Raw genomic sequence first — 23308 nt, 5'->3', positions numbered from 1 at the left:
CCGGAACGCTCTACCAGCGCGGTTCAAACGGGGACACACGGGAAATAGCCCCGCTCAGAGTTCGTCGGCGAGGTCCTCTGCGAAGTAGGTCAGAATCAGGTCTGCACCGGCCCGCTTGATGGACAGCAGCGACTCATAGGCGACCGCTTCGAGGTCGAGCCAGCCCTTCTCGGCGGCGGCGTGTAACATGGCGTATTCACCGGAGACGTTATAGGCGGCAACGGGGTGGTCGTAGGACTCCCGGACCTCCTTGACGATATCCAGATACGGCAGAGCGGGCTTGACCATCAGCACGTCTGCACCCTGCTCGACATCAAGGGCGACTTCACGACGGGCCTCGCGTGCGTTCGCGGGGTCCATCTGGTAGTGGCGGCGGTCGCCGAAGGCCGGCGCGCCGTCGGCGGCGTCCCGGAACGGGCCGTAGAAAGCCGACTCGTACTTGGCGGCGTAGCTCATGATAGCCACGTCGTCAAAGCCATCGGCATCGAGAGCCGTCCGAATCGCGCCGACCATACCGTCGATCATGCCCGAGGGCGCGACCATGTCGGCTCCGGCCGCGGCGTGGCTCGCGGCGATTTTGTCCAGCAGGTCCAGCGTCTCGTCGTTGCGCACCGTCAGCCGCGGGTCCTCGGCGGCGTGGTCTTCGAGGACACCGCAGTGGCCGTGGTCGGTGTACTCACAGAGACAGACGTCCGTGATGACGTAGGCGTCGGTTTCACCGGAAATCCGGCGGGTCGCCTCCTGCACGACACCGTCCTCAGCCCAGGCACGGCTCCCGCGTTCGTCCTTCGACTCCGGGATACCGAACAGCATCACCGCTTCGACGCCGGTTTCGAGGACCTCCTCGACGCGGTCGACCGCCTCCTCGATAGGGACGCGCTCGTGGCCCGGCATCGTCTCGATGGGGACGCGCTCGTCGGTCGTCGCGTCGACAAACACCGGCGCGATGAGGTCCGACGCTGTAAGCTCCGTTTCACGCACCAGCGGTCGCACGCCGTCGGTTCGCAGCCGGCGCGGGCGCTGTGTCAGGTTCATACTGCCAGTTCAGTCCGTGGCCGGCATGAACCCACCGCTTACCGACCTACTCCGTCTCGATTCGCTCGCGGAGCCAGGCCGCCGCGTCGGCGACGGTCGCCGGGTCGTCGCCGGTAATCTTCACCCGTCCCGGCGCGTCGTCCTTGCGCGGATAGCTTCCGACAGCTACCTCGAACTGCTCGCGGGCCGCCGTGATGTGGGTCACCAGCGCCCCTTCAGGTGCAGGCGTGTGAATCGTCTCTGTCGTCCGGTCGCCGTCGAACTCGTCGGCGATGGTCTCGTACATCGCTTTCAGCTCTTCAGGGATGCCCGGCAGGACGTACACGCGGTCGATGACACAGCCGGCGGCGAAGCTCTCGTCGGTCAGCAGTGCCTGCCCACCTTCGGGAACCGACGCCCACGCGTCGAGGTCAAGGTCCATGTCGTAGCGGTCCACCATCTCGGGGTTATCGTCGGCAAAGCGCTCGGCCTTCGCTTCGAGATGTGCCCGCACGTCGTCGGGAACGACGAGGTCGCGGCCGAACGCCCGCGCCACGGCGGCCTTCGTGATGTCGTCGGGGGTCCCGCCGATGCCCCCAGTGACGATGACCGCGTCGAAGGCGTCGTGATACCGCGCCACGGCGTCGGCGATAACCGCCTCGTCGTCAGGAATCGTCAGAACCCGGGTGACGCTTGCACCGGCAGCGGTAAGCTGGCGGCCCAGCCACGACGCGTTCGTGTTCTCCGTGTCGCCAGCGAGCAGTTCGTCACCGACCGTGAGCAGTGCGACCTCCATTATCTCGCTGTGAGAGTCTGGTGGCGTTAAGCGTTTGGCTGGCTTGCAGTGACAGGTTGGGTATCCGATGCGACCACCAGTCTCGTACCTGAATACATATTAATGGTATATTATGCCATTAGATTTGGTCTAGCCATATTCCGGCAACATACATATGGCAGCTCCTCTGACTGTTTAACATGGTACTTGTCACCAATTGTGCTGACTGCGTCAAACGGGTCTACCCGAACCGGAACCACGTGCCGAACACGGACCGCGGCGATGTCGCGTCCGCCGCGGAGCCACACACAACTCCCGCCGAGACGCTGACAGACTGAGCTCGGCGGCGAACCACGCCAGCGTCGGTTTCGGCGGCGCTGTGCCGCGACCTTCGGTAGACAGCTACAGTAATGGAACGCAGCGACAGCAGTGCAGACACGGACCGGTCGTTGCTCCGGCAACTCTTGAAACCGGTTCTCGCGTTCGTCGGGCTGGTCGTCGCCGGCGTGGCCGGTTTTGTCACGTTTGGCGGGGTCGGCGTCGTCAACGCGCTGTTCTGGCTGCTCGACCCCACGAGCATCGAACTCCACTTTCAGAGCCACGACGGGCCCGCGAGGCTGGTCAAGGGCTACGCCATCGTAGTGCTTACTGGTCTCGTCGTCGCCGGGCTGTGGACCGGCGAAACAGCGCTGTCGGCGGCCTTCGGCGGCCAGATTCAGACGGAACTCACACGCATGCAAATCGCACAGCGAATCAAGGAACTGGACGACCACGTCGTCGTCTGTGGCTACGGGACGTTCGGACAGACCGTCGCGGAGCAGATAGACGACACGGATACCCGAGTGGTCGTCATCGAACAGCAGATGGAACAGTACGAACGGGCGCTTGACGACGGCCACCTCGCGCTGGAGGCCGACGCGAGCCGCGAGGACGCGCTGACAGATGCGGGTGTCAAGCGAGCCGATACGGTTATCGGCGCAATAGATGATACGAACGCGAATATCCAGATAGCGGTGCTGGCGAGCCAGCTCGCCCCCACGGTCCACCTCATCGTTCGAGCCGGCGACCGGCAGGACGAGACCGTGGCCCGTCGTGTCGGGGCGGACGAGGTCATAATCCCCGAGGTTGTGAGCGGGAAACAGGTCTGTGAACGGCTGTAACTCAACTCTCGTTGACGGCCTCAGCCAGCAGTTCTGTGACGCCGACGATTTCGAGGTCGTCCTCGTACCCGCCGGTCTTGCGTCCGTCCTCGTACATCGTCATGCACATCGGGCAGGCGACGACGAACTTCTCGACGGCCGCGCCCGCTTCGGTGTCTTCGAGGGCCTCGCGCAGGCGTTCCTCGCTGGGTTTTGTCTCTTCTTCGAGGTCCATCCAGAGGCCACCACCGCCACCGCCACAACAGAAGGAGTCGTCCCTGTTCCGGGGCATCTCGTGGAGGTCGGCTCCGGTCGCGCGGATGAGGTCCCGCGGGGCCTCGAACTCGCCGTTGTACCGCCCGAGGTGGCAGGGGTCGTGGTAGGTGACGGTGTAGTCGAGTTCGGTCCCGGCGAGGCCGAGCGCGCCGGCACTGGCGAGGTCGGCGACGACCTGCGTGTAGTGGAACACGTCGTCTTCGCCCCACTCGCAGGCCTCGAACTCGGGGTACTCGTTCATGAACGTGTTGTAGGCGTGGGGGTCCGTCGTGACGATGGACTCGAACTCACAGTCCAGAATCGCCTCGGCGTTGTCCTCGACGAGCATCTCGTAGAGTCCCTCCTCGCCGACGCGGCGCACGTCGTTGCCGTCGGTCTGTTCGGCCTCGTAGAGGATGCCATAATCAACGTCGGCGGCCTCGAAGACGCGAGCCAGCGCGCGTGCTATTTTCTGATTGCGCTCGTCGTAGCTGGGGTAGTCGCCGACGTACCAGATGTATTCGACCGGTTCGTCGCGAGCGTCCGGCACCTCGAAGTCGAGGTCCTCAGTCCAGTCCGGCCGGGCGCGCTCGGGGTCGCCGAAGGTGTTGCCGTGCTGGAACACGTTCATCATCGCGTCCTGCACGTGTTCATCCATCTCGCCGGCCTCGGTGAGCCGACGGTTCATCTCGGTGAACTGCGTGACGTGTTCGATGTCGACCGGACAGGCGTCCATACAGGCCATACAGGACATGCAGGACTCCATCGTGTGGGCGTCGATGACCGAGGTGCCGCCGTCGGCGACAATAGGCACGTCCTCGCCGCCGGCGTCACGCTCTTCGCGGTAGCGTTTCAGGTCCAGAATGACGTTTCGCGGGTCCAGCGGCCGCCCGGAGGCTTTTGCCGGACAGACCGAGGAACAGCGGCCGCACTTGGTGCAGGCGTCGTGGTCGAGCAACTGTTTCCAGGAGAAGTCGTCGATGTCGCTGGGGCCGATTTCGTCGGGACTCGCGTCGCTTGGCACGCCGGGCAGTCGCACCCCGGCCTTCTCATCGCGGGCGACAAGGTTGGCAAAGGACGAGAGCATGTGGAACGGCTTCGCGTAGGGTATCCAGGCGACGAACCACAGCGCAACGAGCGAGTGGCTCCACCAGACGAACGGGTACGCGCCCGCTGCCATCTCCGGTGTCATCCCGGCCATGACGAGCACTTCTTTGACTGACCAGCCGACGAAGCTCACCGTCTCGAAGGAGACATCTCGGACCGTCGAGGTCCCGAGAATCCGAACGCCTTCAGTGAGGTAGCCGCCGACACCCAGCACGAACAACGAGCCGAGAAACAGGTCATCCTCGCGGGACGTGTGGCGGTCGTGGAGGCGGTCGAGCTTGCGGCCGTAGCGTCGCCACAGCGCGACACCGACGCCGACGACGAACAGCAGCCCCATCGCGTCCATGACAAACGAATAGGAGAGGTAGAACTGGCCGACGAAGAAGGACTCACCGGTCAGCGGCCGATAGAAGTCGATATCGATACCCAGAATCGTCGTTCCGATGAGCAGCGTCAGAAGGCCCCAGACGATGAACGCGTGCATCACGCCAGCGACGGTGTCGCGGTCCAACTGCTTCCGATTTGACAGCGCTAACTGCGCCGCCGCAACCGTCCGCTGGGGCAGTTCGTCCAGTCGCTCAAATGGGTCCTCGCTGCCCTTGGCATAGCGGGTGACGCGGTTGTACACACCGTACAGAAAGACGATGACAGCAAGCGCTGCCAGATAGTAAAACAGCGCCTTCCCCACGTCGCCGATACGCCAGAACGTCGGGCGCGTGGTCGTCTGGAGTATAGATGACATACGCTAACACGTGCTTCGTGTCCGCTTAAATCTTGCCACGCCCCGGTGCAGTCCTGCGGGAATTAGGAAACTGTTGAAAGTTTTCGCTGCGTCACGTTGCCCATCCGACAGATATATCCCTCCCGAGAAGTAGTTTCATGTTCGATGGACGAGAAGACCGAAGAACTCCGTGACATCTTCATGGACGTCTCCGGCGAGGAAGCTGTGACGGAGTCTCAGGAGGCGTCAAGAGGGTCTCTAGCCGATACTGACGAGGCCAGTGTCACGGACCGACTCGGTGATGTCGTCGCGCGGATGCGTGAGCGGTATGAGTTCCAGACCGAACTCGCTGATGAGGATCTGGTGACAGTGGTCCGACTGTTCTATGAGGGGAGCGACGAGGAGACTATCGCGGCCGAAATCGGCACGGACGAGTCTGCTGTGGTCGAGGGCCGACTTGACTTGCATCTCCTCCGTGACGAGGACACAGAGGCACCGTTTGACCTGCCCGAGTTCCGCCGTCGTGTCGCCGACGACGACCCGTCCGTCACCGAACTTGCAGCCGAGTTCGATATCGACGAGTCCCGGGCCGCCCACTACCGGCGCGTCGTTGCCGCACAGGACGCCGCCCGCCGTGTCTCCCACCGGTTTCAGAGCCAGTTCGAGGACGTACTCACCGACGCTGGCCTATCAACACAGCACGCCGCTGGCCTCCGTGATGACGGCCTCGACGAGGCCACTGAAGACATCGATTCGCTTGACTCCGGCGCTGACGTGTCGATGTGACCCTCGGATACCTTTTGTAGTCGTTTCCAGTCGTGGCAGGGGTAGCCAACTTCGCAGTTGTTTCAACGGCGGCGGCCGCCGAACCTTCTTGTGGGAGAACACGACCACGTAGGCTCATGTCGACCCACACGTTCAGGGAACTGGAAACGGCTGCCTACTGCCCGCGGAAGCTCTACTACCGCCGCCGCGACGGTGCAAGCGAGATTCCCGACGAAATCGAGTCGGTTCGCCGACTCGCCCGGGAGTACGAGCGGTTGCTGACCGACGACGCCGCCCTGCTGGCAGCCCCCATCGAAGTGGGACCCGACGAGTACCGCGACCGACTCAGAGGGCTTCGAGAGCGGCTGGCTGACTGGGACGGGCTGGTCGCCCCGACAGCGACCGACGCGTATCTCGAAGGGAAGGACGCCCGCGGTATCGCACACAAGGTCGTCGCCGGGCAGGACGGTCCGGCGCCGTCGCTCGTGTTCGCCGGTCGACCGCCTGAGAACGGTGTCTGGGAGCCCCAGACTGTACGGCTGGTCGCCGCCGCGAAGGCGCTCTCATGGGAGCGCGAGTGTGACATCGACATCGCCTACGCGGAGTATCCGGCGTACGGCGTCATCCGACGCATCGAGGTGAACACGCGGCGAACCGGGATCTACCGTCGCGCGGTCAGAACCGCCGACAGCATCGACGGGCCGCCGGGGCGGGTGCGAAACGACGCCAAGTGCAAGCCCTGTGAGTTCAGCGATGACTGCGGGGTGAAAACGCGGTCGCTACGGTCAATGCTACGCTAAGGCGGCCAGCACCCGGACAGTTCCGGGCGGATATCAGCTCCGGTCGTTGAGCCACGACTCGACGGCGTCGGCGCGTGCGCCGCGGCGATGAATCGTCCCGCTGTCGACGTTCACGACCGTCGAACCGGTCCCGCCGTCGGTCTCGCCGGCGTCAAGTACGACAGCAGCGCGCTCGCGGATCGCGTCGAGGTCGTCGACGGTGCGAACGCTTGGATTCCCGGATATGTTAGCGCTCGTTGCCGTGAGCGGCCCGGTTTCAGCGAGTAGTTCCAGCGCGAGGTCGTGGTCGGGGACCCGGACCCCGACGCGGTCCCGGCCAGCGACCAGTACGTCCGGGACGACGTCGCGGCGCTCCACGACGACGGTGACCGGGCCGGGGAGGAACTCCCGCATGAACGCCAGTTCACGGTCGCTCAGGCGCGTGTACTCGCGTGCGGATTCGATATCGGGGACGGCCAGTGACACCGGCTTGTCGCGCTCGCGGCCCTTCGCGTCGAACACCCGTTCGACAGCGGCAGCGTCGAGTGCGTCCGCGCCGAGACCGTACACTGTCTCCGTGGGATAGACGACCAGCTTTCCGTCACGGACCGCTGCCGCGGCGTCGTCGACTGTCGCCATCGTTAGAGCTGGGCTTCGACGTCGTCGTAGTCCGGGAAGTCGGGCCATTCCTGGGCCACCCACGCATACTCAATGGTCCGGTCGCTATCGAGGACGAACACCGACGGGCGCGGCTCCTCGATACCGGCCATCCCGTCGAGGGCCATGTCGATGCTGTACTGCTGTGCGACACCGTTGGCGGGGTCCGAGAACAGCCGGTAGTCTCCCTCTATTTCTCGCTCTTTGAGCAACTGCTTGTGCTCGTATGGTGTCGAGATGGAGATGCCGACGACGGTGGCCTGCTCGTGCCACGCGCGGTCACGGATCTCGTTCCAGATGTACGTCGCCGGGAACGCGCCGTCCATCGCGTGGAACACGAGGACGACCCGGTCGCTGTCGGCACACACCGACGCGAGCGATTCGTCCTCCCAGAACTCGTCGTTGACGAGTGGGCGTGTGAAATCCGGCGCGGTGTCGCCTTCCTCGGGGTGGTCGACCGGGTCGAGGTCGACGATATCGAAATCAAGGTCCATCAGGCCGCACCCCCTGCCGTCTCCTCGCCTTCGCCGTACGTCCGCTCCAGATACGCGACGATGTTCGCGCTCTCGGACATCGTGACGCCGGTGTTCTCGTCGACGATGGCTGGGACGGTCCGCTTGCCGGACAGCCGCTTGACCACGTCGCGGTCGGCGTGCATCGGCTCGACGAACCGCGACTGGTAATCGAGACCGTATTCGTTCAGCTTCCGGACGACGCGCTCGCAGAAGGGACACGCCTGCAACCGGTACAGCGTGATGTCGGACTCGCTCATACTCTATACGGCGATACGCGTGAAAGCCGGGTAAGGGCTTCGCTGGCAACCCCTCCATGACAAGCCTTAATCCCCGCCCATTACAACTTCGACCGTTGATGGCCCTGGATCCACCTGCGCCGTTCGAGCTGTCTACAGCGATGCTGCAGGCTATCGAATACGCCGGCGTCACGATCCCCGAAACCGTGGTGCTGGCCGGTGGTACTGCCGTTATCGTCTTCCTCATCGTCCTGTCGGCGTTCTTCTCGTCCTCGGAGATTGCCATGTTCTCGTTGCCGGCACACCGGACAGAAGCCCTCGTCGAGGATGGCGTTCCGGGCGCGAAGACGCTCAAGCAACTCAAGGCGGACCCGCACCGCCTGCTCGTGACGATTCTCGTCGGGAACAACCTCGTCAACATTGCGATGTCCTCTATCGCGACCGGGCTGCTGGCCCTCTATCTCTCCCAGGGGCAAGCCGTCGCGGTCGCGACGTTCGGCATTACCGCCATCGTGCTCCTGTTCGGCGAAAGCGCGCCAAAGAGCTACGCGGTTGAGAACACCGAATCCTGGGCGCTGCGCATCTCTAAGCCGCTCAAGGCCGCCGAGAAGGTGCTGCTTCCGCTTATCCTCCTGTTCGACTACCTTACTCGCGTCGTCAACAAGATCACCGGGGGCCGCTCCGCCATCGAGACCTCCTACGTCACCCGCGAGGAAATACAGGACATCATCGAGACGGGTGAGCGCGAGGGCGTCCTCGACGAGGACGAACGCGAGATGCTCCAGCGCACGCTGCGGTTCAACGACACCATCGCCAAGGAAGTGATGACGCCGCGGCTGGACATGACCGCCGTCGCCAAGGAGTCGTCTGTCGAGGAAGCGCTGGAGACGTGTATCCAGAGCGGCCACGCCCGTATCCCGGTCTACGAAGGCAGTCTGGACAACGTCATCGGCGTCATCCACATCCGCGACCTCGTTCGGGACCTCAATTACGGCGAGGCGCTGGCCCGCGACATGGATCTTGAAGACCTCATCGAGCCGACGCTGCACGTCCCCGAGTCGAAGAACGTCGACGACCTGCTGACCGAGATGCGGGCCGAACGCCTGCACATGGTCATCGTCATCGACGAGTTCGGGACCACTGAGGGGCTGGTGACGATGGAGGACCTGACCGAGGAGATTGTCGGCGAGATACTCGAAGGCGAGGAGGAAGAGCCGATCGAGTACGTCGACGACGACACGGTCACGGTCAAAGGCGAGGTCAACATCGAGGAGGTCAACGAAGCGCTGGATCTAGACCTGCCTGAAGGCGAGGAGTTTGAGACCATCGCCGGCTTCATTTTCAACCGGGCGGGGCGACTGGTCGAGGAAGGCGAGACTATCACCTACGACGGCGTCGAGATCCGCGTCGAACAGGTCGAGAACACGCGCATCATGAAGGCTCGCGTCGTCCGCCTCCAAACCGACGAGACAGAGCCGGTCGACGCCGAAGAAGCCTCGGACTGAGCACTTGCGGGAGCAGTCGTTTTACGTCGGTCGCTGTTGACAGGGATGACATGGGTTATCACCACCTCGCGGTCGACGACATCGAACCGACACCGGACCGACCGAGCATCCAGCGGTCGATAAGTGATGCAGCTGACCTGGAAAATGCGGCCGTGAATCTTTATGAGGTCGCCCCCGGCGAGGACATTCCGCTCGCGTACCACTACCATGACAATCAGGAAGAACTGTTCTACGTCCTTTCCGGAACGCTGGCTGTCGAGACGCCCGAGAAGACCTACGAAGTTGATGAAGACGAGGCGTTCGTCGTCGAACCGGACAGCCCCCAGCGGGCGCACAACCCTGAGTCGGCGACCGAGCCAGTACGGACGCTCGTCGTCGGCGCACCTGCGGTAGACGACGTGCACCCCTACGACCCCGAGTAAGCCGAGTGTCGCGGTCATACTGCAGAACCGCTACTGGAGCGTGGCGCAGGCCCGCTACTGAAGTGTGATGGCGTAGGTCAGCGCGAACAGCAGTATCGCGCCGGTCGCGACGTTGATCGCCGTGAGCTCTGCCGCACCGATGACGCTCAGCCCCCAGACGAGAGTGGCCGAAAACACCGTCGAGAGCACGACGTTCATCGCGATAAGTACCCGCGGGTCACCCTGTGACCCGCTTGCCCCCTCCTCGAACCCGTTCGCGTCGCTCATGCCCACGAACACGGACGGGACGCCCCTTAGCTCTTTGGCAGTCCCCGGTGCTTCGTTCTCTGGCCGGGCGCGGCCAAGTCGCGCAACTAAACACATTCGAAGCCTAACACGACGCATGAACGTTCGAAATCGCCATGGGGACCCGGTCGACCCGGTCCCATTTCTCGTCTGCACCGCAACGGCGGTGATGCTACTGTTTTCTGTTGGCCCGCTGTACGGCCTCGCCTACGGGCTTCCCGTCTGGGCCGGTCTGACCGTTTCGACAGCCGGGACCGTCGCCGTGGCCGCCGTCGCGTACCACCGCTTGGTGTGGACGGCCCCGCCGCCATCGGTACGGATAGCGCCGGAGCTTCGTTTTCAACGCCTCATCTACATTGGCGTCGGCTTCGCCGTTCTGCTGGTGGCTGTCTCGGCCCCGCTGGCCCTGTGATTTACCACCCCGGTACGCATGTGGACTGGTATGCGCGAGGTCGAACGCTCTTGGTTCGTGATGGCACGGCCGCCGGCTGTCCACCGCACGCTCTCGCCGGAGGCGGTCGTGGCGGCGGAGGGGACGTTCACAGTGACGGCTGTCGAGGAAACGGAGACGGGAACGCTCGTCACCGCCGCTGGCCCGGGGATGTCAGTCCCCCTGCGCTTCGAGTCGCACGACGACGGGCTCCGGTACACCGCTGAGGGCGAGGTCGGCCCGTTCGACCATCTGGAGACCCGGATTACCGTCGTGCCGGAGGAAAACGGCTCTCGGGTCACGATGCGGTCGACCGTTTCGCTGAATCTGCCACTCCCCTTTGCCGACCGCATCGCCGCCTGGAAGCGCGGCAACGAAATAGAGCGAGCTATCGAGGAACTGGCGGCGGATGTGCCCGGAGGCTGAATCGGCCGATACCGCTACTGTCCGGCCGGGTTGTCGATGCCCGTGAGACGACCGCGCACAACCACGGCACGTTTAGTAGCCTCAATGTACATATATAACCATGAGCATCCTCGACAGCGTCAAGGAGGCACTCACGTCACAGCCGGACGCGAAGTCCCGCCCCGACGATGGGTCGAAGGGGGCGTACTGGTGTGACGACTGCGGCGTTCGCATCAGAGATGTCGACTTAGACGGCGAGCCGGTCTGTCCGGACTGTGGCGAGGAGATGCGCTTTGAGCGCTCGGCGGGCCGCGACTGCGCCTGTTAGGGGCTCCGAATCACCACCTCCTCGCCCTGCTCCGCCGGGAACGGTCCAGTGAGTGACTCGCTTTCCGTCCATTCTTCGTCTGTCACCAGCGCGTCGTCCAGTGCCGTCCGAAGGGCGCTTTCGTCGTAGTCCGTGCCGATGAACACCAGCTCCGTCCGGCGATCGCCATGCTCGTCGTGCCAGTCAAGTTCTGGTCGGTTCGAGCGGTACATATCCTGCTCGACTTCGGGGAGACTCGCAATCCATGGTCCCTGTGCTTCCGCCCGTATCGAAGGACCGGCCTGGCCGATGACGACCCGTCGCTCGCTGCCCGCCAGCCAGACGGTCCCCTTCGAACGGACGACTCCCGACGGCAGGTCCTGCAGTACCTCGGCGAGCCGGTCGGGGTGGAACGGCCGGCGGCGGCGGTAGGTGAAGGACGTGACCCCGTACACCTCCTCGGGATGGTGGTGGTCGTCGTGTCCGTGCCCGGTGTCGCCTTCGTGGGCATCGGTTTCGTGGCTGTCGCCGCCGTGGTCGTGACTGCCTTCACCGTGACCGTGCCCGCTTTCGGCCAGCGCTCGCTTCCAGCCCGGCAGGTCGCTGATTTCGGTCTGGTCGAACAGTGCGCGGTCGAACAGCCGGTCGGGGTCGACCTGTGAGAAGGTCGTTCGGATGGTCTCGGCGTCGGGCTGGAGCGCCCGCACCAGTTCCTCGGCTTCGTCCAGTTCCCCGTCCGTACAGAGGTCCGTTTTGTTCAGCACGACGAGGTTCGAGAGTTCGACCTGTTCGACCATGAGGTCCGAAAGCGGGCGGTCGGCACCGTCGGCTGCTGTGTCGTCGCCGTCTCCATCGGCACTCGCTTCGCCGCTTCCGCGGCGTTCCGGCGTCTCGCCGCCGAACGAGTCGAGAAACAGCCGGGTGTCGAGTACCGTCACGAGCGTGTCGACGCGATAGAGCGCCGCCACGCGTGATTCGGTTGTGAACAGCCGCGCGACGGGCGCTGGCTCGGAGATGCCAGAGGACTCGACGACCAGCGCGTCGAAGTCACGGTCGTCCGCCAGCCGGACGACTGCGGTTTCGAGGTCGTCCTGCAGTTCACAGCAGATACAGCCGTTCGACAGCTCCGCGACCCCGTCGTCGACGTCGAGTTCGGACCCCTCGGCGATGAGTTCCGCGTCGACGTTTACCGTCCCCATGTCGTTGACGAGGACGGCGATGTCGCGGTCACCGGCCTCAGTCAGCAGATGGTTCAGTAGCGTCGTCTTCCCGGCCCCGAGGCTCCCGGAAAGAATCGTGACGGGAATGGTGTCGCGCATACCACCCGTTGTGGGCCGGCTCCCTTCAAATCGCGCCTCGTTTCCGGCGGTCAAACACGACCGCTGGCCCGTCACCGTGGTTGGGTACTATCGACGGGTAACTGCGACAGCTTTTACTCTGTGCCTCTCGCACACATGACCCACGATGGAACTGGCCGACCGAATCGAGCGCTTTCGCCGGACACTGCGGGAGTGGGCCCGCGGACTGTACCACGGCATGATAACGCACCCGGCCTACGAGAAAATCGAGAAAGAGGCCGAGGACATCGAGGACGCGTTCATGCTGGCCTGTTTCCCCGACGCCTTCGGCATCCCGTCGCCGGTGTCGTACTACACCGCCGAACTGCTGCCGTACCTCGAAGACACCTTCGAGGCCTGGGAGCGGCGGCTGTGGGACCGGGGCTCGTACATCGAACGCAAAGGCCAGCAGTACCACTTCTGATGGAGCCGTTCGTCTTCTTCGGCGGGAAGGGCGGGGTCGGCAAGACCACCGTCTCCTGTGCCTACGGCGTCAAGTCAGCACGGGCCGGTCTTGACACGCTCGTCGTCTCAACGGACCCGGCCCACTCCGTCTCGGACGTGTTTGACCAGCAGTTTGGCGACGAGCCGGCTGCCGTCGAAGGTATCGACGGCCTCGACGCGATGGAGATCGACCCCGAAACCGAGACTCAGCGCCACCTCGACGGCATCCGCAACGACCTCTCCGAGCAGGTGTCGGCGGCGATGGTCAACGAGATCAACCAGCAGCTAGAGATGGCCCACCAGACGCCGGGGGCCTACGAGTCGGCGCTGTTCGACCGCTTCGTCGACGTGATGCGCAACGCCGACCCGTACGACCGGGTCGTCTTTGACACGTCGCCGACCGGCAGCACGCTCCGCCTGCTCGGCCTCCCGGAGTTCCTCGAAGGATGGATCGACCGGCTGATGCACAAACGCGAAAAGAGCATCGACCTCTTCGAGAAGGCCGCCATCGGCAACAACGAGCCCCGGCGCGTGATGGACGGCGACCCGGTGCTCGCCCGCCTGCAGGACCGAAAGGAGTTCTTCGAGTTCGCCAGCGGCGCGCTGGAGGCCGACGCCGCCTTCTTCCTCGTGCTCAACCCCGACCAGCTCTCGGTCAACGAGACGCGGCGCGCCATCGCCGAGATGCGCGAGCGCGACCTCTCGGTTCGTGGCCTCGTCGCGAACAAACTCACGCCCGAGCCGGACCCCGACGAGGCAGGTCGTGGGGCTCGATATCTCCGAGACCGCGTCGCGACTGAGAACGAACGGCTACAGGAGGTCCGAGAGACGCTCGACCCGCCGCTGGTCGCGGAAATCACGACCCGCACGGCGGAGGTGAAAGGCGACCTGCTCGATGATGTCGCAGCTGAACTTGAGGTCGAGACGGATGCCGAGGTGCCGACGTTCGTCTGAAACACCGACCGCCGCTCATGTGCGGGCCGCGCATAACCGATAAGTAATCGGATATTAGATTTTCGCTGACAGTCGAAGCTGTGTGACCGAGCGGATTCTGACGGACTTGAGAAGTATAAGAAATATATAATAACTATTAATAGCTTGATGTTGGTTACCATTCATGCACACACATGACACAGGTAATCTGGATCGTCCTGGCAGTACTGGTGACATTCAGCGTGGGGTATCTGGGGTATTCGAAGTACCTCGCGCGGTTCCTCGAACTCGACGACGACAACGAGACACCGGCGCACAAGTACGAAGACGGGCAAGAATACGTCCCGTCGAAGAAACCGGTGTTGCTGGGTCACCACTACTCCAGTATCGCGGGTGGGGCACCGATTGTCGGACCGATTACGGCGGGCGCTGTGTGGGGGTGGGTTCCCGCACTCCTGTGGATTGCCATCGGTAACCCGCTGATGGGGAGCGTCCACGACTTCGTCTCGCTGTCGGGGTCGCTCAGACACGAGGGGAAGTCAATCGGCTACATTATTGGTGAGTACATTGGGGAAGGGGGCAAGAACATGCTGCTGTGGTTCGCGTTCCTGACCATCATCCTCGTCGTCGCGGTGTTCGCGCTGGTGGTCGCCATCGTGTTCGACGCGTTCCCACAGGTGACGACCGCGAGCTTCGTTTACATCGTACTGGCGCTGGTGTTTGGCGTGTATCTCTACCAGTTGAACGGACCGTTCCTCCCGGGAACCGTTCTGTTCGTCGCTGGTGTGTTCGCCGGCGTGTACGTGGGAATTCTGAACCCCGTTGCGCTGTTCCCGGCCGTCGGCGAGGCGAGCTACCCCGCAGGCACGCTCGTGCTCGCGGACGTGCTGAACCTCGGCACTGGACAGTGGATTCCCGGGTCGTCTGCGACGGCGATGAACCCCAACCGTGCGGCGTGGGTGCCGATAATCATGGTGTACGCGGGCATTGCGAGCGCGCTCCCGGTGTGGGTGCTGCTCCAGCCGCGTGACTACCTCTCGTCGTTCCTGCTGTACGCCGGCGTCGGCGGTTCGCTGGTGGCTGTCATCGTCGGCACGATTTTCGGCACGGCTGCCACCGAGACCGGCTCGTTGGTCATCGCGGACTCGATGGGTGCATTCAACGGCTTCTGGGGTGTCGAGGGCGCGGGCCTCGCACCGCTGTTCCCGCTGCTGTTCATTACCATCGCCTGCGGGACGATCAGTGGCTTCCACTCGCTGGTGTCCTCTGGGACGACAGCCAAGCAGCTGAACAAGGAGACCGACGCCCGCCTCATCGGGTACGGTGGGATGCTCGGCGAGGGACTGCTGGCCGCCGTCGCACTGTCGACGCTCGCCGTGGCCGGCTTCGCTGATCCCGCCGGCGGTATCGGTGCTGCGTTGCCGAACTTCGCGACGGGTGGCGGCATCATCTTCACCAGTCTCGGCATCCCCCAGACCTTCGGCGCACCGTTCATGGCGCTCGTGTTGGTGAGTTTCCTGCTGACCTCCACGGACACGGCCGTCCGACTCGGCCGGTACATGATGGAGGAGATCGTCGGGCTCCGGGCGGGCGAAACGGCTTCCGGATTCAACGTCGGCGGCGGCATCCGTTCGACCCTCGGCGAAATCGGGCGCGGCCGCTACACGAACCCGCTCGTGCAGGCCATCCCAGCCTATCTGATGGTTATCTCCGGCGAGTGGCTCACGCTCTGGGCCCTGTTCGGCGGTGCGAACCAGCTGCTCGCGGCGCTGGCGCTGCTGACCGCGACTGTCTGGCTCGCGAACTGGGACGACAACAAGCAGCTGTACTCCACGGGCGTGCCGATGGCCATCATGACGACTATCACTATTCTGGGGCTGTCTTGGCTGGCGTTCTACAGCAACCTCTACCAGAACCTCATTCAGGGCGGTGCCGAGGGGACTGCGGCCATCGCGTCCTCGACCGTCCAGATGGTACTGGCGCTGGTCCTCATCGGCCTCGCGCTGGCCCTCGTGAAGAAAGGGTACGACAACATCAGCACGGTCCGTGACCGTGGGCCCGCCAGCGCGGTCGAACCAGGCGACGACTGAACCGCGACTCCGTTTCCGTTTTTTATTGTCGACAGCGACAGTTACGCGTCCCGCGTGACCGCGCCGAACGGCGGCGCGGCGTCATCCGAGATAGTCGCTATCGCCGTCACTGAATCCTCGCCGGCACGGACGCGAATTCGCGCGAGCTTTCGCTCGGTCCCGTTGAGCGTTGCCGTCGCTGTCGTCCGCGTCGTTTCGGTCCCGAGAAGCGTCTCTGAGCCGCGTTCGCGCCACTCCGAAACAGTGTCCACGTCGGTATCCATCGCAAGCGAAACGACCCGGGTGCTGTCCACCGCCGTCAGCGGGTCACGGACGACTTCGGGCTGGTCGACGACTCGCACGGCTGGGGCCGTCAGGAGCCCGAACTGCTCCCCGTTTGCGGACTGGTACACGCGCTGGAACACCGTCGCGATCACGTCTTGCCGCGACGTTAGTTCCACGTCCCCAGAAAAGTCGACGGTCACCGTCGTCTCGATGGTGCGGCTATCTTCGGCAACGAGCGAGTAGCTGCTGGACTCGGGGAGCACTGCCGGCGCGGCCGCGCTGGCTTCGATGGGCTCGCGCTCCTCCGGCAGGACGCTACAGCCGGCCAGCGTCGCCGCACAGCCGACGACGAAGCCACGCCGGGTCGGGAGCGTCATTTCCAGAACCGCTTGGCGAGCCGCGACAGCACTCCTTCCTCGGGCTGGGTCACGTCCTCCCAGAGAACGAACGCCTCGACCACGTCGGCGGCTTCGCCGGCGACGGCAACCTGTTCGTCCGGCACCACGACGCCCAGATTGACCTCGTAGTGGCCGTAGTAGCCGTACTTCAACAGCGTCCGCTCGCGCTGACCCTCGACGAACGACCGAACCTCGTCGGGTATCTCGTCGGCGACGAGGACGAACGTGAAGTCAGTTCGGTAGTGCTCCTCGTTGCCCGACACACGCTCGTCAGCAAGGTCGTGACCCAGTTCGACCAGTCGCTTCAGTTCGCCGACTGTCGGCCGGTCGACGCGACGGGCGTAGAGGTACTCCTCGGATTCGTGGTCACCGTAGGACAGCGCCGGGTGGAAGAACTGTTTCTGATTGAGAACCCGCATCTCGCCGTAGAGGTCCCAGCGCTCGCCCCGGAGCCGGTGGTCCCGCTCCAGCGTGTAATTGTACATCAGGCGGTCGCCCACCCGGTCGAAGTAGGGGTCATCTGTCCAGTGTGGGACTTCCTCGACGATTTCGTCGGGAAGCTCCGATTTTGGGACTGCACCAGTCATGGGGTCTTCCCAGCTCTCCGCGCCATAGTCAGTCGGGTCCTCACCCGACATGGACTCGGATTCCTCGCTCATCGTCGTGAGTCACGTAGGTGTTCAGTTCGTACTGGTCCCCTGCCGCGGTAGGTCATACCATGGCGATGCCGTGTCGGGGTCTTAAGGGCGTCGGTCAGCCGACGGTCGTCCACGGGCCGTACACGACCGCCGCGGCAGGTTTTTGACGCTGGCCTCCAAATTAATCACTAACAATCATGGCGAAAGACACTGAGGCCTGTGGCCGGTGTTCGATGAGTGTCGTCGTCGACGCCGTCGACGAGAACGAGGGTGAAAAACCCCACGACCCCTTCGGCGACGACCGAATCGAGGTCGACCAGCAGGACATTGAGCGCGTCTCGCCTGAGGTCTGGATGGGCCGGCTCTCGACCCGTATTGACGAGGCCGTCAGTCGCTACGTCTGGGGTCGCTGACCGGGTCAGAGTGCCGCGTCGATAATCCAGAAGAGCCCGTAGCTTAGCGCAAACGCCAGCGCCAGCGACCCGATCCAGGCAAGCACCGTCTTGCCCATCTTCTCCCGACTGACTTCGCCACCGCCGGCGGCTGCGCCAGAGCCGACGATAGCCGAGACGATAATCTCGTTGAACGACACCGGAATGCCGAAGAAAACGGCCGCCTGCGCGATGATGAAGCTCGGAATCAACGCGCCGATGGAGCGCCGCGGCCCAAGCGAGGAGTAGTCTTGTGCCAGCGCTTTGATCATCCGCGGCGCGCCCGTCCAGGACCCGACGAGGAGGCCGAGGCCGCCGAACAACAGAACGCCGGTGATGGGGATGGCCGCCGTCGGCCCCTCGCCGAGCAGGGGCACCAGCGGTCCCAGTGCCAGCCCGACCTGGCTCCCGCCGGCGGAGAAGGCCACGAGCCCGCCCATCACCAGCAGGAAGTGCCGCTGCCCGGCGGCCGCGTCCGCTCTGATATCTAGATACAGCAGTCCCCCCGCGAGCACCCCGATAAGGAGCGTCACGACGACCATCGACGGGAAGATCGGTGTCCCGGCCGCTCTTGCGACGGCGCGGGCCACAGAGGCCTGCTCGCTACCCGGTGCCAGCAGCACGAACTCGATGTTCGCCAGGATCACACCGACCAGCCCGCCCAGCAGCGGCACGAGCCGTTCCTCGGTCGTGGCCTCGTGCCGGAGCGACCACGCCGTCCCGAAGGCGATACCCCCGCCGACGAAGGGCGTGAGGACCCACAGCGAGACAATTTCGATGTACTTTGCTGTCGCCGGCTGGCCGCCCATCGCCAGCCCGACGCCGACCACTGCGCCGGTGACGGTAAACGCTGTCGCGATGGGGTAGCCGGTGAAAATACCGACGGCGACCAGCACCGCCGCAGTGAGGAGGGCGACGATAGCGGCAATAGCCGACAGGCCGCCGCCGCTCGGGAACAGCACGAGCTCGCTCCCGACGGCTTCTGTGACGTTGGCTCCCTGCAGGATCGCGCCGGCCAGCCCGAGGATGCCGACAAAGAACCCGGCCCGCATCACCGAGATCGCGTTCGCCCCGACGGCCGGCGCGAACGGTGTGGACCCGGACGACCCAGCACCGATGGCCCAGGCCATAAACAGACTCGCGGCTGACGCGATAACAAGCGTCGCAATCGTACTCGTCGCGACCATCTGTCACGGCGTTTGCCCCGCCCTGCAATGAGCCTACCGTTCGCGCGCCCTTGTGAGGCCGACTGCCGACACTGACGCGGCCCTCACGGGCAAACGTTCAGGTGGCAGCGCGTGGTTCGCTCCCGTATGTCCGCCACTGAAGAGACTGTCCGCGTCTGGCTGGTCGAACGAACCTACTCCGACGACGAGCAGAACCTCATCATCCTCACGTACGCGACGCCCGACGGCGAACAGTACTTCCGCAAGGAGCGCGCCCTGACCTCGTTTTCCGACGTGCGAGAGACCACGGCCGCTGTCGACGCGGACCCGGACAACCTCGGGTCCGTCGACGACGAAGACTTGCAGGCGCAGTACGCGGCCGAAGCGACGCGGATGGCGGAAAAACACGACCCTGACGACGCTATCTAACCGTCTGTGCGGCCATGCTCGTGCTTAGTTCGTTTTTGCGTCGACGATGCTGGAAGCCGATGCCGCTCGCCCAGCGGCGAGCTTAGTTCGTCTTCGCATCGGTCTCTTCTCCCGTCTCGACCGCATCAACACCCTCAGCGGCCTCGACAGCCTCAGTGACTTTCTCGGTGTCGACGTGCCAGCGGTCGACGGCCTGCTCGAAGTCCGCGAGCTTGTTCGAGACGCGCATCTTCAGGTCGTCGTCGTTGACGTTGACCTCGAAGACGTACTCGGGGCGTTCCTCGTCGCCGACGCGACGGAGGTTCGCGCTGATGAGGTCGTTGTCGAAGTAATAGGGCGCGATCTGGGTCATCACGTTGCGGTAGACGGTGTCCTCGACCTTTCGCAGGGCTTTCCGGCTGGCGGAGTCAGCCGCGCGCGCCACGTAGTCGACGGACTCGCTCCAGCGCTCCATCGCCTCGTCCGGCTCGTCGAGGTTCTCGTAGGACTCGCTGAGTTTCTCGCCGGCGGTCTGGAGGTCCTCGTCCGGCCCCTTGCCGGCCTGTTCGCCTTTGCCCTCGTCGACGCTTGCTTGGTCAGCGGTTTTCTCGTTGACGTCCTCGTCCAGTCGCTCGTGGCTCTTGGGTCGCCATTCGTCGAACTCACTGAGGGCGTCCTCGTCGACAGTCTCGCCCGAAGCGATGTCTTTCAGCGCCTGCGTGATGCGCTCGCCGTGCTCGACGACGTCGACCCAGCCGCCTTTCGTCTTGAATCCTGAAACGCTCTCTTCGATGTCTGCCATGGTATAATAGATCGGTCTATGACAGCCGCGGGACCTGCTGCAGTGGGCCGTCCATCTATACACACCGGATTGCTGCTCAGTGGGGTTAAACGTTTCCGCCGTGGCGGCAGCCGTGATACTCTCCCGCGAGCCCCCTCCCCAGCCCTTGATATCGGAGTATAAATGACGCATTCTTACTGTATAGCGGTCTTCCCGCTCGCCCCGCTTCGCTCAACACCGAACAGCTGCTTATAAGTATTGCACGCGAATGGTAGTTTGATGTCATCCGCACTATTCGTCGTAAGCGAACACGGGTACTGGGGCGAAGAATGTATTGAGCCGCTGACAACTCTTACAGACGCCGGTCTGGATATTACGGTGGCGACACCGACCGGCGAGCCGCCGGTGCTTGACGAACGTTCCGTCGACCCCGAAGAAGTCGGCGAAGACCTCTCGGAACACGTTCGGGAAGTCCACGAGACCGACGAGCGCCTGAACAACCCGATTCCGCTGGCACAGGCTGACGCCGAGGACTACGACACCGTCGTGTTCCCCGGCGGCCACGGCGCGGAGTGGGACGTCACGCAGGATGTCCACGCCCGTGAACTGCTGCGCGAGAGCGTCGCCGGCGACGACGGCAAGGCACTCGTCGTCTGTCACACGGTCGGGATTCTGGCCTTCACCCGCAATAGCGACGGCGAGTTCCTCGCCGACGGCCGCTCGGTCACCGGCTTCCCGAACGCCTGGGAGGAAGGCATTGTCGACGAGAACGACCTGCTCCCCGACGGCCGGAAGCTCCCGTACTGGGTCGAAGACGAAGTGAAGACTGTCGGTGCGGACTGGGACGCCGAACTCGATGCCGACACCAGCGTCACGGTCGATGGTGACCTCATCACGGCTCGTGGCCCACCGTCCTCGGCTGCAGCTGCCCGCACGCTTCTCGACGAGCTTGGTATCGAGACGTCCGCGTAACGGGTCCTGACGTGGCGGTTGTTTGCTGAAATATAACTAGAGCTGAAATTCTCGACAAATAGAACACTTTGCCTGTCCGTCTTTTCTCATCTCTATTCCGTCCGGTGAAATACTCTGTCACACGCTATCGCACAATATAGTCAAATAGCGACTGTATACTAGCTAACATTCTTGAATACCCCGTGTGACGTAGACATACGTATGACTAACAACTCCACACGTAGGCGGTTCCTCAAGACAGCAGGCGTTGCAGGTGTCGCAGCTCTCGCCGGTTGTGGCGGTGGCGGCGACGGTGGCGACGGCGAAACGACCGAGGGCGGCGACATGACCGAGGGTGGCGACATGACCGAGGGCGAAATGACTGAAGGCGACACCGAGACCCGCCTCTCGTGGCACGCCGGCGGCACCGGTGGCACCTACTTCCCGCTCTCGAACGAGTTCAAGACGGTCGTAGAGGACAACACAGACTTCACGCTGAACGTCCAGTCGACCGGTGCGAGCGTCGAAAACGTCGGTAGCCTCGCCAGCGGCGACGCCGACTTCGCGCTCATCCAGAACGATATCGCCTCGTTCGCAAAGAACGGCACTGGCATCGATGCGTTCCAGGACAACGCCGTCGAGAACCTCCAGGGCGTTGCGACCCTGTACCCCGAAACGATCACGGTCGTCACCCTCGCGGACACGGGCATCACGCAACTCTCCGACCTCGAAGGGGCGACGATCAACACTGGCGACCTCGGGAGCGGAACCCAGGTCAACGCGAACCAGATTCTGGAGTCAGTCGGCATCTCCGATTACACCGAGCAGAACGCCTCGTTCTCTCAGGCTGCCGACCAGCTCCGGAACGGCGACATCGACGCCGCGTTCGTCGTCGGCGGCTGGCCGGTCGGCGCAATCGAGGACCTCGCAAACACCAACGACCTCGTCATCGTCCCAATCTCCGGCGACAACCGTGCCGCAGCGAAGGAGGACGCCTCCTGGTTCGCTGACGACACCATCCCCGCCGACACCTACACCGGCGTCGACGAGGCTGTTGAAACAATCGCTGTGCAGGCGATGATTGCGACGAACGCCGAACAGCCCGAAGGGACGGTCGAGTCGGTCACCGCGGCCATCTTCGACAACGTCGACGACCTCTCTATCAAGACGGACTTCATCAGCGCGGACTCCGCTCAGGACGGGATGTCCATCGAACTCCACCCCGGCGCAGCGGCCTACTTCGACGCGTAACGCCGCTGACTGACGCTATCCGTATCGTTAACTAACCACCTTCTATTACTCACCAACTGGAATGAGACGACGATACGTCGCTATCGCGGTGCTCGGTGCCCTCCTCCTCATCGGGACTGTAGCAGCGCTCCCCGGCGGACGTGCACTGGTCGTCGAAGACGCCGAGACCGGTGAGCAGTATCTAACGGTCTCGGTTGAGGACGGCACGACCGTGGCGCTGGAATATATGCACAGTGTCGAAAAAACGCGTGTCTACGACGAGTACACAGTCCGTGGCGACCATCTTGAGATGACCCGTATGGAGTTCGAATCGTTCGGCTGGGGGCTCCCGAGTGGAGCCAACGTCACTCGTGAGGATGGGATGTATGTCTTCGACCCCCCAGGCAACTACACGCGCGTGACAGTCTCTCCCGGTGATGTTGCAGGACATAAACTTCACGTCGGAGCCGAAACCTACGACTTGGTAGCCCGCACCAACGGCCGCTCGGTCCACCTCTATGTGACCCAGCGCTCGTCGTTCGGTGCTGCGACAGACCAGCTCAACACATGACTGAAAACACACGATCTGACGACGACGGGGAGGCCGTATCGGACGAGGAAGTTGACGAAGTACTGCAGGAGATAGAGCGGAAACGCTCCCTTACAGGGTGGGCAGTTGTCCTCGTCGCGCTCATCGGCATCTCGTTTTCGGTGTTTCAGATGTGGCTCGCGGCGAAAGGCTTCGTCCTCTCGATCTCGCTTCCTGGCGTCGGTGATGTCGTGTTCGCGTCACTGCAACTGCTCCAGATCAACGCTGTCCACGTCTCTTTTGGCCTCATTCTGACGTTCTTGCTGTATCCCGGCAGCACCGGCGACGGCCCGCTTTCCCGGCGCTGTATCGCGCTCGGGTCGCTGGTCGA

General features: G+C 63.7%; 29 protein-coding genes and 1 pseudogene. 18 read left to right on the top strand and 12 right to left on the bottom strand.

The annotated features are described in order from the left end of the window. Positions 1-54: 54 nt before the first annotated feature. Together hemB and G9463_RS15980 are read right to left on the bottom strand one after the other, a co-directional pair. A complete protein-coding gene (gene hemB / locus G9463_RS15985) occupies positions 55-1035 on the bottom strand; it encodes a porphobilinogen synthase (RefSeq protein WP_165897249.1) in 981 nt (326 codons plus the stop codon). A 46-nt stretch (positions 1036-1081) separates the two neighbouring features. Continuing rightward, positions 1082-1810 carry a molybdopterin-binding protein gene (locus G9463_RS15980; protein ID WP_004959713.1) on the bottom strand — a complete coding sequence of 243 codons (729 nt, stop codon included), beginning with the start codon at positions 1808-1810 and terminating at the stop codon, positions 1082-1084. Positions 1811-1989: 179 nt separating this feature from the next. On the opposite strand from G9463_RS15980, the gene G9463_RS15975 reads away from it, so the two are divergent. Together G9463_RS15975 and G9463_RS15970 are read left to right on the top strand one after the other, a co-directional pair. Beyond that, positions 1990-2127 (top strand): hypothetical protein, encoded by a 138-nt coding sequence (locus tag G9463_RS15975; RefSeq protein ID WP_007189516.1) that lies wholly within the window; start codon positions 1990-1992, stop codon positions 2125-2127. Positions 2128-2199: 72 nt separating this feature from the next. Continuing rightward, positions 2200-2949 carry a TrkA family potassium uptake protein gene (locus G9463_RS15970; RefSeq protein ID WP_004959708.1) on the top strand — a complete coding sequence of 250 codons (750 nt, stop codon included), beginning with the start codon at positions 2200-2202 and terminating at the stop codon, positions 2947-2949. Position 2950: 1 nt separating this feature from the next. On the opposite strand, the gene G9463_RS15965 is transcribed toward G9463_RS15970, so the two are convergent. Further along, a complete protein-coding gene (locus G9463_RS15965) occupies positions 2951-5032 on the bottom strand; it encodes a (Fe-S)-binding protein (RefSeq protein ID WP_165897248.1) in 2082 nt (693 codons plus the stop codon). Between the two features lie 144 nt (positions 5033-5176). Here G9463_RS15965 and G9463_RS15960 point away from each other — a divergent pair, with 144 nt between their 5' ends. Then, on the top strand, positions 5177-5797 hold the full coding sequence (locus G9463_RS15960; RefSeq protein WP_011224326.1) for a hypothetical protein: 621 nt from the start codon (positions 5177-5179) through the stop codon (positions 5795-5797). 116 nt (positions 5798-5913) lie between these two features. Further along, positions 5914-6576, top strand: a complete 663-nt coding sequence (locus tag G9463_RS15955; protein ID WP_165897247.1) for a hypothetical protein — start codon at positions 5914-5916, stop codon at positions 6574-6576. Positions 6577-6609: 33 nt separating this feature from the next. Here the strand turns inward: G9463_RS15955 and G9463_RS15950 are convergent, their stop codons facing one another. From G9463_RS15950 to G9463_RS15940, 3 genes are read right to left on the bottom strand one after another with little or no spacing between them, the layout of a single operon-like run. Beyond that, positions 6610-7194: an L-threonylcarbamoyladenylate synthase gene (locus G9463_RS15950; protein ID WP_004959696.1), complete on the bottom strand. Its 585-nt coding sequence runs from the start codon at positions 7192-7194 to the stop codon at positions 6610-6612. Between the two features lie 2 nt (positions 7195-7196). Further along, complete coding sequence (locus G9463_RS15945; protein WP_007189511.1) at positions 7197-7706, bottom strand: redoxin domain-containing protein; 510 nt, start codon at positions 7704-7706, stop codon at positions 7197-7199. Further along, positions 7706-7984, bottom strand: coding sequence for a glutathione S-transferase N-terminal domain-containing protein (locus G9463_RS15940; protein ID WP_007189510.1), 279 nt, complete (start codon positions 7982-7984; stop codon positions 7706-7708). The genes G9463_RS15945 and G9463_RS15940 overlap by 1 nt, the downstream gene beginning before the upstream one ends. 98 nt (positions 7985-8082) lie before the next feature. Between G9463_RS15940 and G9463_RS15935 the strand changes: the two genes are divergently transcribed. Both G9463_RS15935 and G9463_RS15930 read left to right on the top strand, forming a co-directional pair. Continuing rightward, entirely contained in the window at positions 8083-9468 is a 1386-nt protein-coding gene (locus tag G9463_RS15935; protein WP_004959689.1) for a hemolysin family protein, read from the top strand. 50 nt (positions 9469-9518) lie between these two features. Next, the gene (locus G9463_RS15930; protein ID WP_004959687.1) at positions 9519-9890 is read left to right on the top strand and encodes a cupin domain-containing protein; all 372 of its coding nucleotides are present in this window, start codon (positions 9519-9521) and stop codon (positions 9888-9890) included. 54 nt (positions 9891-9944) lie between these two features. Here the strand turns inward: G9463_RS15930 and G9463_RS15925 are convergent, their stop codons facing one another. Further along, positions 9945-10157 carry a hypothetical protein gene (locus G9463_RS15925; protein WP_004959683.1) on the bottom strand — a complete coding sequence of 71 codons (213 nt, stop codon included), beginning with the start codon at positions 10155-10157 and terminating at the stop codon, positions 9945-9947. 115 nt (positions 10158-10272) lie between these two features. Here G9463_RS15925 and G9463_RS15920 point away from each other — a divergent pair, with 115 nt between their 5' ends. The 3 genes from G9463_RS15920 (at position 10273) to G9463_RS15910 (ending at position 11338) form a co-directional block, all read left to right on the top strand. Beyond that, positions 10273-10587: a hypothetical protein gene (locus G9463_RS15920; RefSeq protein ID WP_004959681.1), complete on the top strand. Its 315-nt coding sequence runs from the start codon at positions 10273-10275 to the stop codon at positions 10585-10587. 30 nt (positions 10588-10617) lie between these two features. Continuing rightward, positions 10618-11031, top strand: coding sequence for an SRPBCC family protein (locus G9463_RS15915; RefSeq protein WP_165897246.1), 414 nt, complete (start codon positions 10618-10620; stop codon positions 11029-11031). A 100-nt stretch (positions 11032-11131) separates the two neighbouring features. Beyond that, the gene (locus G9463_RS15910; RefSeq protein ID WP_004959675.1) at positions 11132-11338 is read left to right on the top strand and encodes a hypothetical protein; all 207 of its coding nucleotides are present in this window, start codon (positions 11132-11134) and stop codon (positions 11336-11338) included. Here G9463_RS15910 and G9463_RS15905 read toward each other — a convergent pair. Continuing rightward, a complete protein-coding gene (locus G9463_RS15905) occupies positions 11335-12636 on the bottom strand; it encodes a GTP-binding protein (protein WP_165897245.1) in 1302 nt (433 codons plus the stop codon). The two genes, G9463_RS15910 and G9463_RS15905, sit on opposite strands and share 4 nt — an antisense overlap. A gap of 145 nt (positions 12637-12781) precedes the next feature. Here G9463_RS15905 and G9463_RS15900 point away from each other — a divergent pair, with 145 nt between their 5' ends. The 3 genes from G9463_RS15900 to G9463_RS15890 all read left to right on the top strand — a co-directional run bounded on the left by G9463_RS15900 (position 12782) and on the right by G9463_RS15890 (position 16121). Next, positions 12782-13078 (top strand): hypothetical protein, encoded by a 297-nt coding sequence (locus G9463_RS15900; RefSeq protein ID WP_004959670.1) that lies wholly within the window; start codon positions 12782-12784, stop codon positions 13076-13078. Further along, the gene (locus G9463_RS15895; RefSeq protein ID WP_007189505.1) at positions 13078-14052 is read left to right on the top strand and encodes a TRC40/GET3/ArsA family transport-energizing ATPase; all 975 of its coding nucleotides are present in this window, start codon (positions 13078-13080) and stop codon (positions 14050-14052) included. Before G9463_RS15900 ends, G9463_RS15895 begins: the two co-directional genes overlap by 1 nt. A gap of 173 nt (positions 14053-14225) precedes the next feature. Further along, the gene (locus G9463_RS15890) at positions 14226-16121 is read left to right on the top strand and encodes a carbon starvation protein A (RefSeq protein ID WP_007189504.1); all 1896 of its coding nucleotides are present in this window, start codon (positions 14226-14228) and stop codon (positions 16119-16121) included. Between the two features lie 41 nt (positions 16122-16162). Here the strand turns inward: G9463_RS15890 and G9463_RS15885 are convergent, their stop codons facing one another. Continuing rightward, positions 16163-16762 (bottom strand): DUF6517 family protein, encoded by a 600-nt coding sequence (locus G9463_RS15885; protein ID WP_165897244.1) that lies wholly within the window; start codon positions 16760-16762, stop codon positions 16163-16165. Further along, entirely contained in the window at positions 16759-17442 is a 684-nt protein-coding gene (locus G9463_RS15880; protein WP_165897243.1) for a hypothetical protein, read from the bottom strand. Before G9463_RS15880 ends, G9463_RS15885 begins: the two co-directional genes overlap by 4 nt. A 176-nt stretch (positions 17443-17618) precedes the next feature. Here G9463_RS15880 and G9463_RS15875 point away from each other — a divergent pair, with 176 nt between their 5' ends. Further along, positions 17619-17834: a hypothetical protein gene (locus tag G9463_RS15875; RefSeq protein ID WP_007189501.1), complete on the top strand. Its 216-nt coding sequence runs from the start codon at positions 17619-17621 to the stop codon at positions 17832-17834. Between the two features lie 5 nt (positions 17835-17839). On the opposite strand, the gene G9463_RS15870 is transcribed toward G9463_RS15875, so the two are convergent. Beyond that, a complete protein-coding gene (locus G9463_RS15870) occupies positions 17840-19039 on the bottom strand; it encodes an inorganic phosphate transporter (RefSeq protein WP_004959653.1) in 1200 nt (399 codons plus the stop codon). Between the two features lie 126 nt (positions 19040-19165). On the opposite strand from G9463_RS15870, the gene G9463_RS15865 reads away from it, so the two are divergent. Further along, positions 19166-19447 (top strand): hypothetical protein, encoded by a 282-nt coding sequence (locus G9463_RS15865; protein ID WP_004959649.1) that lies wholly within the window; start codon positions 19166-19168, stop codon positions 19445-19447. Between the two features lie 82 nt (positions 19448-19529). Here the strand turns inward: G9463_RS15865 and G9463_RS15860 are convergent, their stop codons facing one another. Continuing rightward, positions 19530-20228 carry a DUF5828 family protein gene (locus G9463_RS15860; RefSeq protein ID WP_004959646.1) on the bottom strand — a complete coding sequence of 233 codons (699 nt, stop codon included), beginning with the start codon at positions 20226-20228 and terminating at the stop codon, positions 19530-19532. 258 nt (positions 20229-20486) lie between these two features. Here G9463_RS15860 and G9463_RS15855 point away from each other — a divergent pair, with 258 nt between their 5' ends. From G9463_RS15855 to G9463_RS15840, 4 genes and pseudogenes are all read left to right on the top strand, one after another. Further along, positions 20487-21179 (top strand): type 1 glutamine amidotransferase domain-containing protein, encoded by a 693-nt coding sequence (locus tag G9463_RS15855; protein WP_165897242.1) that lies wholly within the window; start codon positions 20487-20489, stop codon positions 21177-21179. A 201-nt stretch (positions 21180-21380) separates the two neighbouring features. Beyond that, positions 21381-22409 carry a TAXI family TRAP transporter solute-binding subunit gene (locus G9463_RS15850; RefSeq protein WP_165897241.1) on the top strand — a complete coding sequence of 343 codons (1029 nt, stop codon included), beginning with the start codon at positions 21381-21383 and terminating at the stop codon, positions 22407-22409. Between the two features lie 61 nt (positions 22410-22470). Then, complete coding sequence (locus G9463_RS15845) at positions 22471-22959, top strand: DUF1850 domain-containing protein (protein WP_004959634.1); 489 nt, start codon at positions 22471-22473, stop codon at positions 22957-22959. Continuing rightward, a pseudogene (locus tag G9463_RS15840) lies at positions 22956-23308 on the top strand (TRAP transporter permease); the annotation flags it as partial. The gene G9463_RS15845 and the pseudogene G9463_RS15840, both read left to right, overlap by 4 nt.

The organism is Haloarcula sp. JP-Z28 (assembly GCF_011440255.1).
Classification (GTDB): Archaea; Halobacteriota; Halobacteria; order Halobacteriales; family Haloarculaceae; genus Haloarcula; species Haloarcula marismortui.
The sequence above is the reverse complement of the archived record's forward strand: the minus strand, read 5'-3'. Positions and strand labels throughout refer to the sequence as shown.

Excerpts from the sequence above, each read along its gene's own strand:
- hemB (WP_165897249.1), bottom strand. The coding sequence starts at position 1,035 with ATGAACCTGACACAGCGCCCGCGCCGGCTGCGAACCGACGGCGTGCGA.
- G9463_RS15980 (WP_004959713.1), bottom strand. The coding sequence starts at position 1,810 with ATGGAGGTCGCACTGCTCACGGTCGGTGACGAACTGCTCGCTGGCGAC.
- G9463_RS15975 (WP_007189516.1), top strand. The coding sequence starts at position 1,990 with ATGGTACTTGTCACCAATTGTGCTGACTGCGTCAAACGGGTCTACCCG.
- G9463_RS15970 (WP_004959708.1), top strand. The coding sequence starts at position 2,200 with ATGGAACGCAGCGACAGCAGTGCAGACACGGACCGGTCGTTGCTCCGG.
- G9463_RS15965 (WP_165897248.1), bottom strand. The coding sequence starts at position 5,032 with ATGTCATCTATACTCCAGACGACCACGCGCCCGACGTTCTGGCGTATC.
- G9463_RS15960 (WP_011224326.1), top strand. The coding sequence starts at position 5,177 with ATGGACGAGAAGACCGAAGAACTCCGTGACATCTTCATGGACGTCTCC.
- G9463_RS15955 (WP_165897247.1), top strand. The coding sequence starts at position 5,914 with ATGTCGACCCACACGTTCAGGGAACTGGAAACGGCTGCCTACTGCCCG.
- G9463_RS15950 (WP_004959696.1), bottom strand. The coding sequence starts at position 7,194 with ATGGCGACAGTCGACGACGCCGCGGCAGCGGTCCGTGACGGAAAGCTG.
- G9463_RS15945 (WP_007189511.1), bottom strand. The coding sequence starts at position 7,706 with ATGGACCTTGATTTCGATATCGTCGACCTCGACCCGGTCGACCACCCC.
- G9463_RS15940 (WP_007189510.1), bottom strand. The coding sequence starts at position 7,984 with ATGAGCGAGTCCGACATCACGCTGTACCGGTTGCAGGCGTGTCCCTTC.
- G9463_RS15935 (WP_004959689.1), top strand. The coding sequence starts at position 8,083 with ATGGCCCTGGATCCACCTGCGCCGTTCGAGCTGTCTACAGCGATGCTG.
- G9463_RS15930 (WP_004959687.1), top strand. The coding sequence starts at position 9,519 with ATGGGTTATCACCACCTCGCGGTCGACGACATCGAACCGACACCGGAC.
- G9463_RS15925 (WP_004959683.1), bottom strand. The coding sequence starts at position 10,157 with ATGAGCGACGCGAACGGGTTCGAGGAGGGGGCAAGCGGGTCACAGGGT.
- G9463_RS15920 (WP_004959681.1), top strand. The coding sequence starts at position 10,273 with ATGAACGTTCGAAATCGCCATGGGGACCCGGTCGACCCGGTCCCATTT.
- G9463_RS15915 (WP_165897246.1), top strand. The coding sequence starts at position 10,618 with ATGCGCGAGGTCGAACGCTCTTGGTTCGTGATGGCACGGCCGCCGGCT.
- G9463_RS15910 (WP_004959675.1), top strand. The coding sequence starts at position 11,132 with ATGAGCATCCTCGACAGCGTCAAGGAGGCACTCACGTCACAGCCGGAC.
- G9463_RS15905 (WP_165897245.1), bottom strand. The coding sequence starts at position 12,636 with ATGCGCGACACCATTCCCGTCACGATTCTTTCCGGGAGCCTCGGGGCC.
- G9463_RS15900 (WP_004959670.1), top strand. The coding sequence starts at position 12,782 with ATGGAACTGGCCGACCGAATCGAGCGCTTTCGCCGGACACTGCGGGAG.
- G9463_RS15895 (WP_007189505.1), top strand. The coding sequence starts at position 13,078 with ATGGAGCCGTTCGTCTTCTTCGGCGGGAAGGGCGGGGTCGGCAAGACC.
- G9463_RS15890 (WP_007189504.1), top strand. The coding sequence starts at position 14,226 with ATGACACAGGTAATCTGGATCGTCCTGGCAGTACTGGTGACATTCAGC.
- G9463_RS15885 (WP_165897244.1), bottom strand. The coding sequence starts at position 16,762 with ATGACGCTCCCGACCCGGCGTGGCTTCGTCGTCGGCTGTGCGGCGACG.
- G9463_RS15880 (WP_165897243.1), bottom strand. The coding sequence starts at position 17,442 with ATGAGCGAGGAATCCGAGTCCATGTCGGGTGAGGACCCGACTGACTAT.
- G9463_RS15875 (WP_007189501.1), top strand. The coding sequence starts at position 17,619 with ATGGCGAAAGACACTGAGGCCTGTGGCCGGTGTTCGATGAGTGTCGTC.
- G9463_RS15870 (WP_004959653.1), bottom strand. The coding sequence starts at position 19,039 with ATGGTCGCGACGAGTACGATTGCGACGCTTGTTATCGCGTCAGCCGCG.
- G9463_RS15865 (WP_004959649.1), top strand. The coding sequence starts at position 19,166 with ATGTCCGCCACTGAAGAGACTGTCCGCGTCTGGCTGGTCGAACGAACC.
- G9463_RS15860 (WP_004959646.1), bottom strand. The coding sequence starts at position 20,228 with ATGGCAGACATCGAAGAGAGCGTTTCAGGATTCAAGACGAAAGGCGGC.
- G9463_RS15855 (WP_165897242.1), top strand. The coding sequence starts at position 20,487 with ATGTCATCCGCACTATTCGTCGTAAGCGAACACGGGTACTGGGGCGAA.
- G9463_RS15850 (WP_165897241.1), top strand. The coding sequence starts at position 21,381 with ATGACTAACAACTCCACACGTAGGCGGTTCCTCAAGACAGCAGGCGTT.
- G9463_RS15845 (WP_004959634.1), top strand. The coding sequence starts at position 22,471 with ATGAGACGACGATACGTCGCTATCGCGGTGCTCGGTGCCCTCCTCCTC.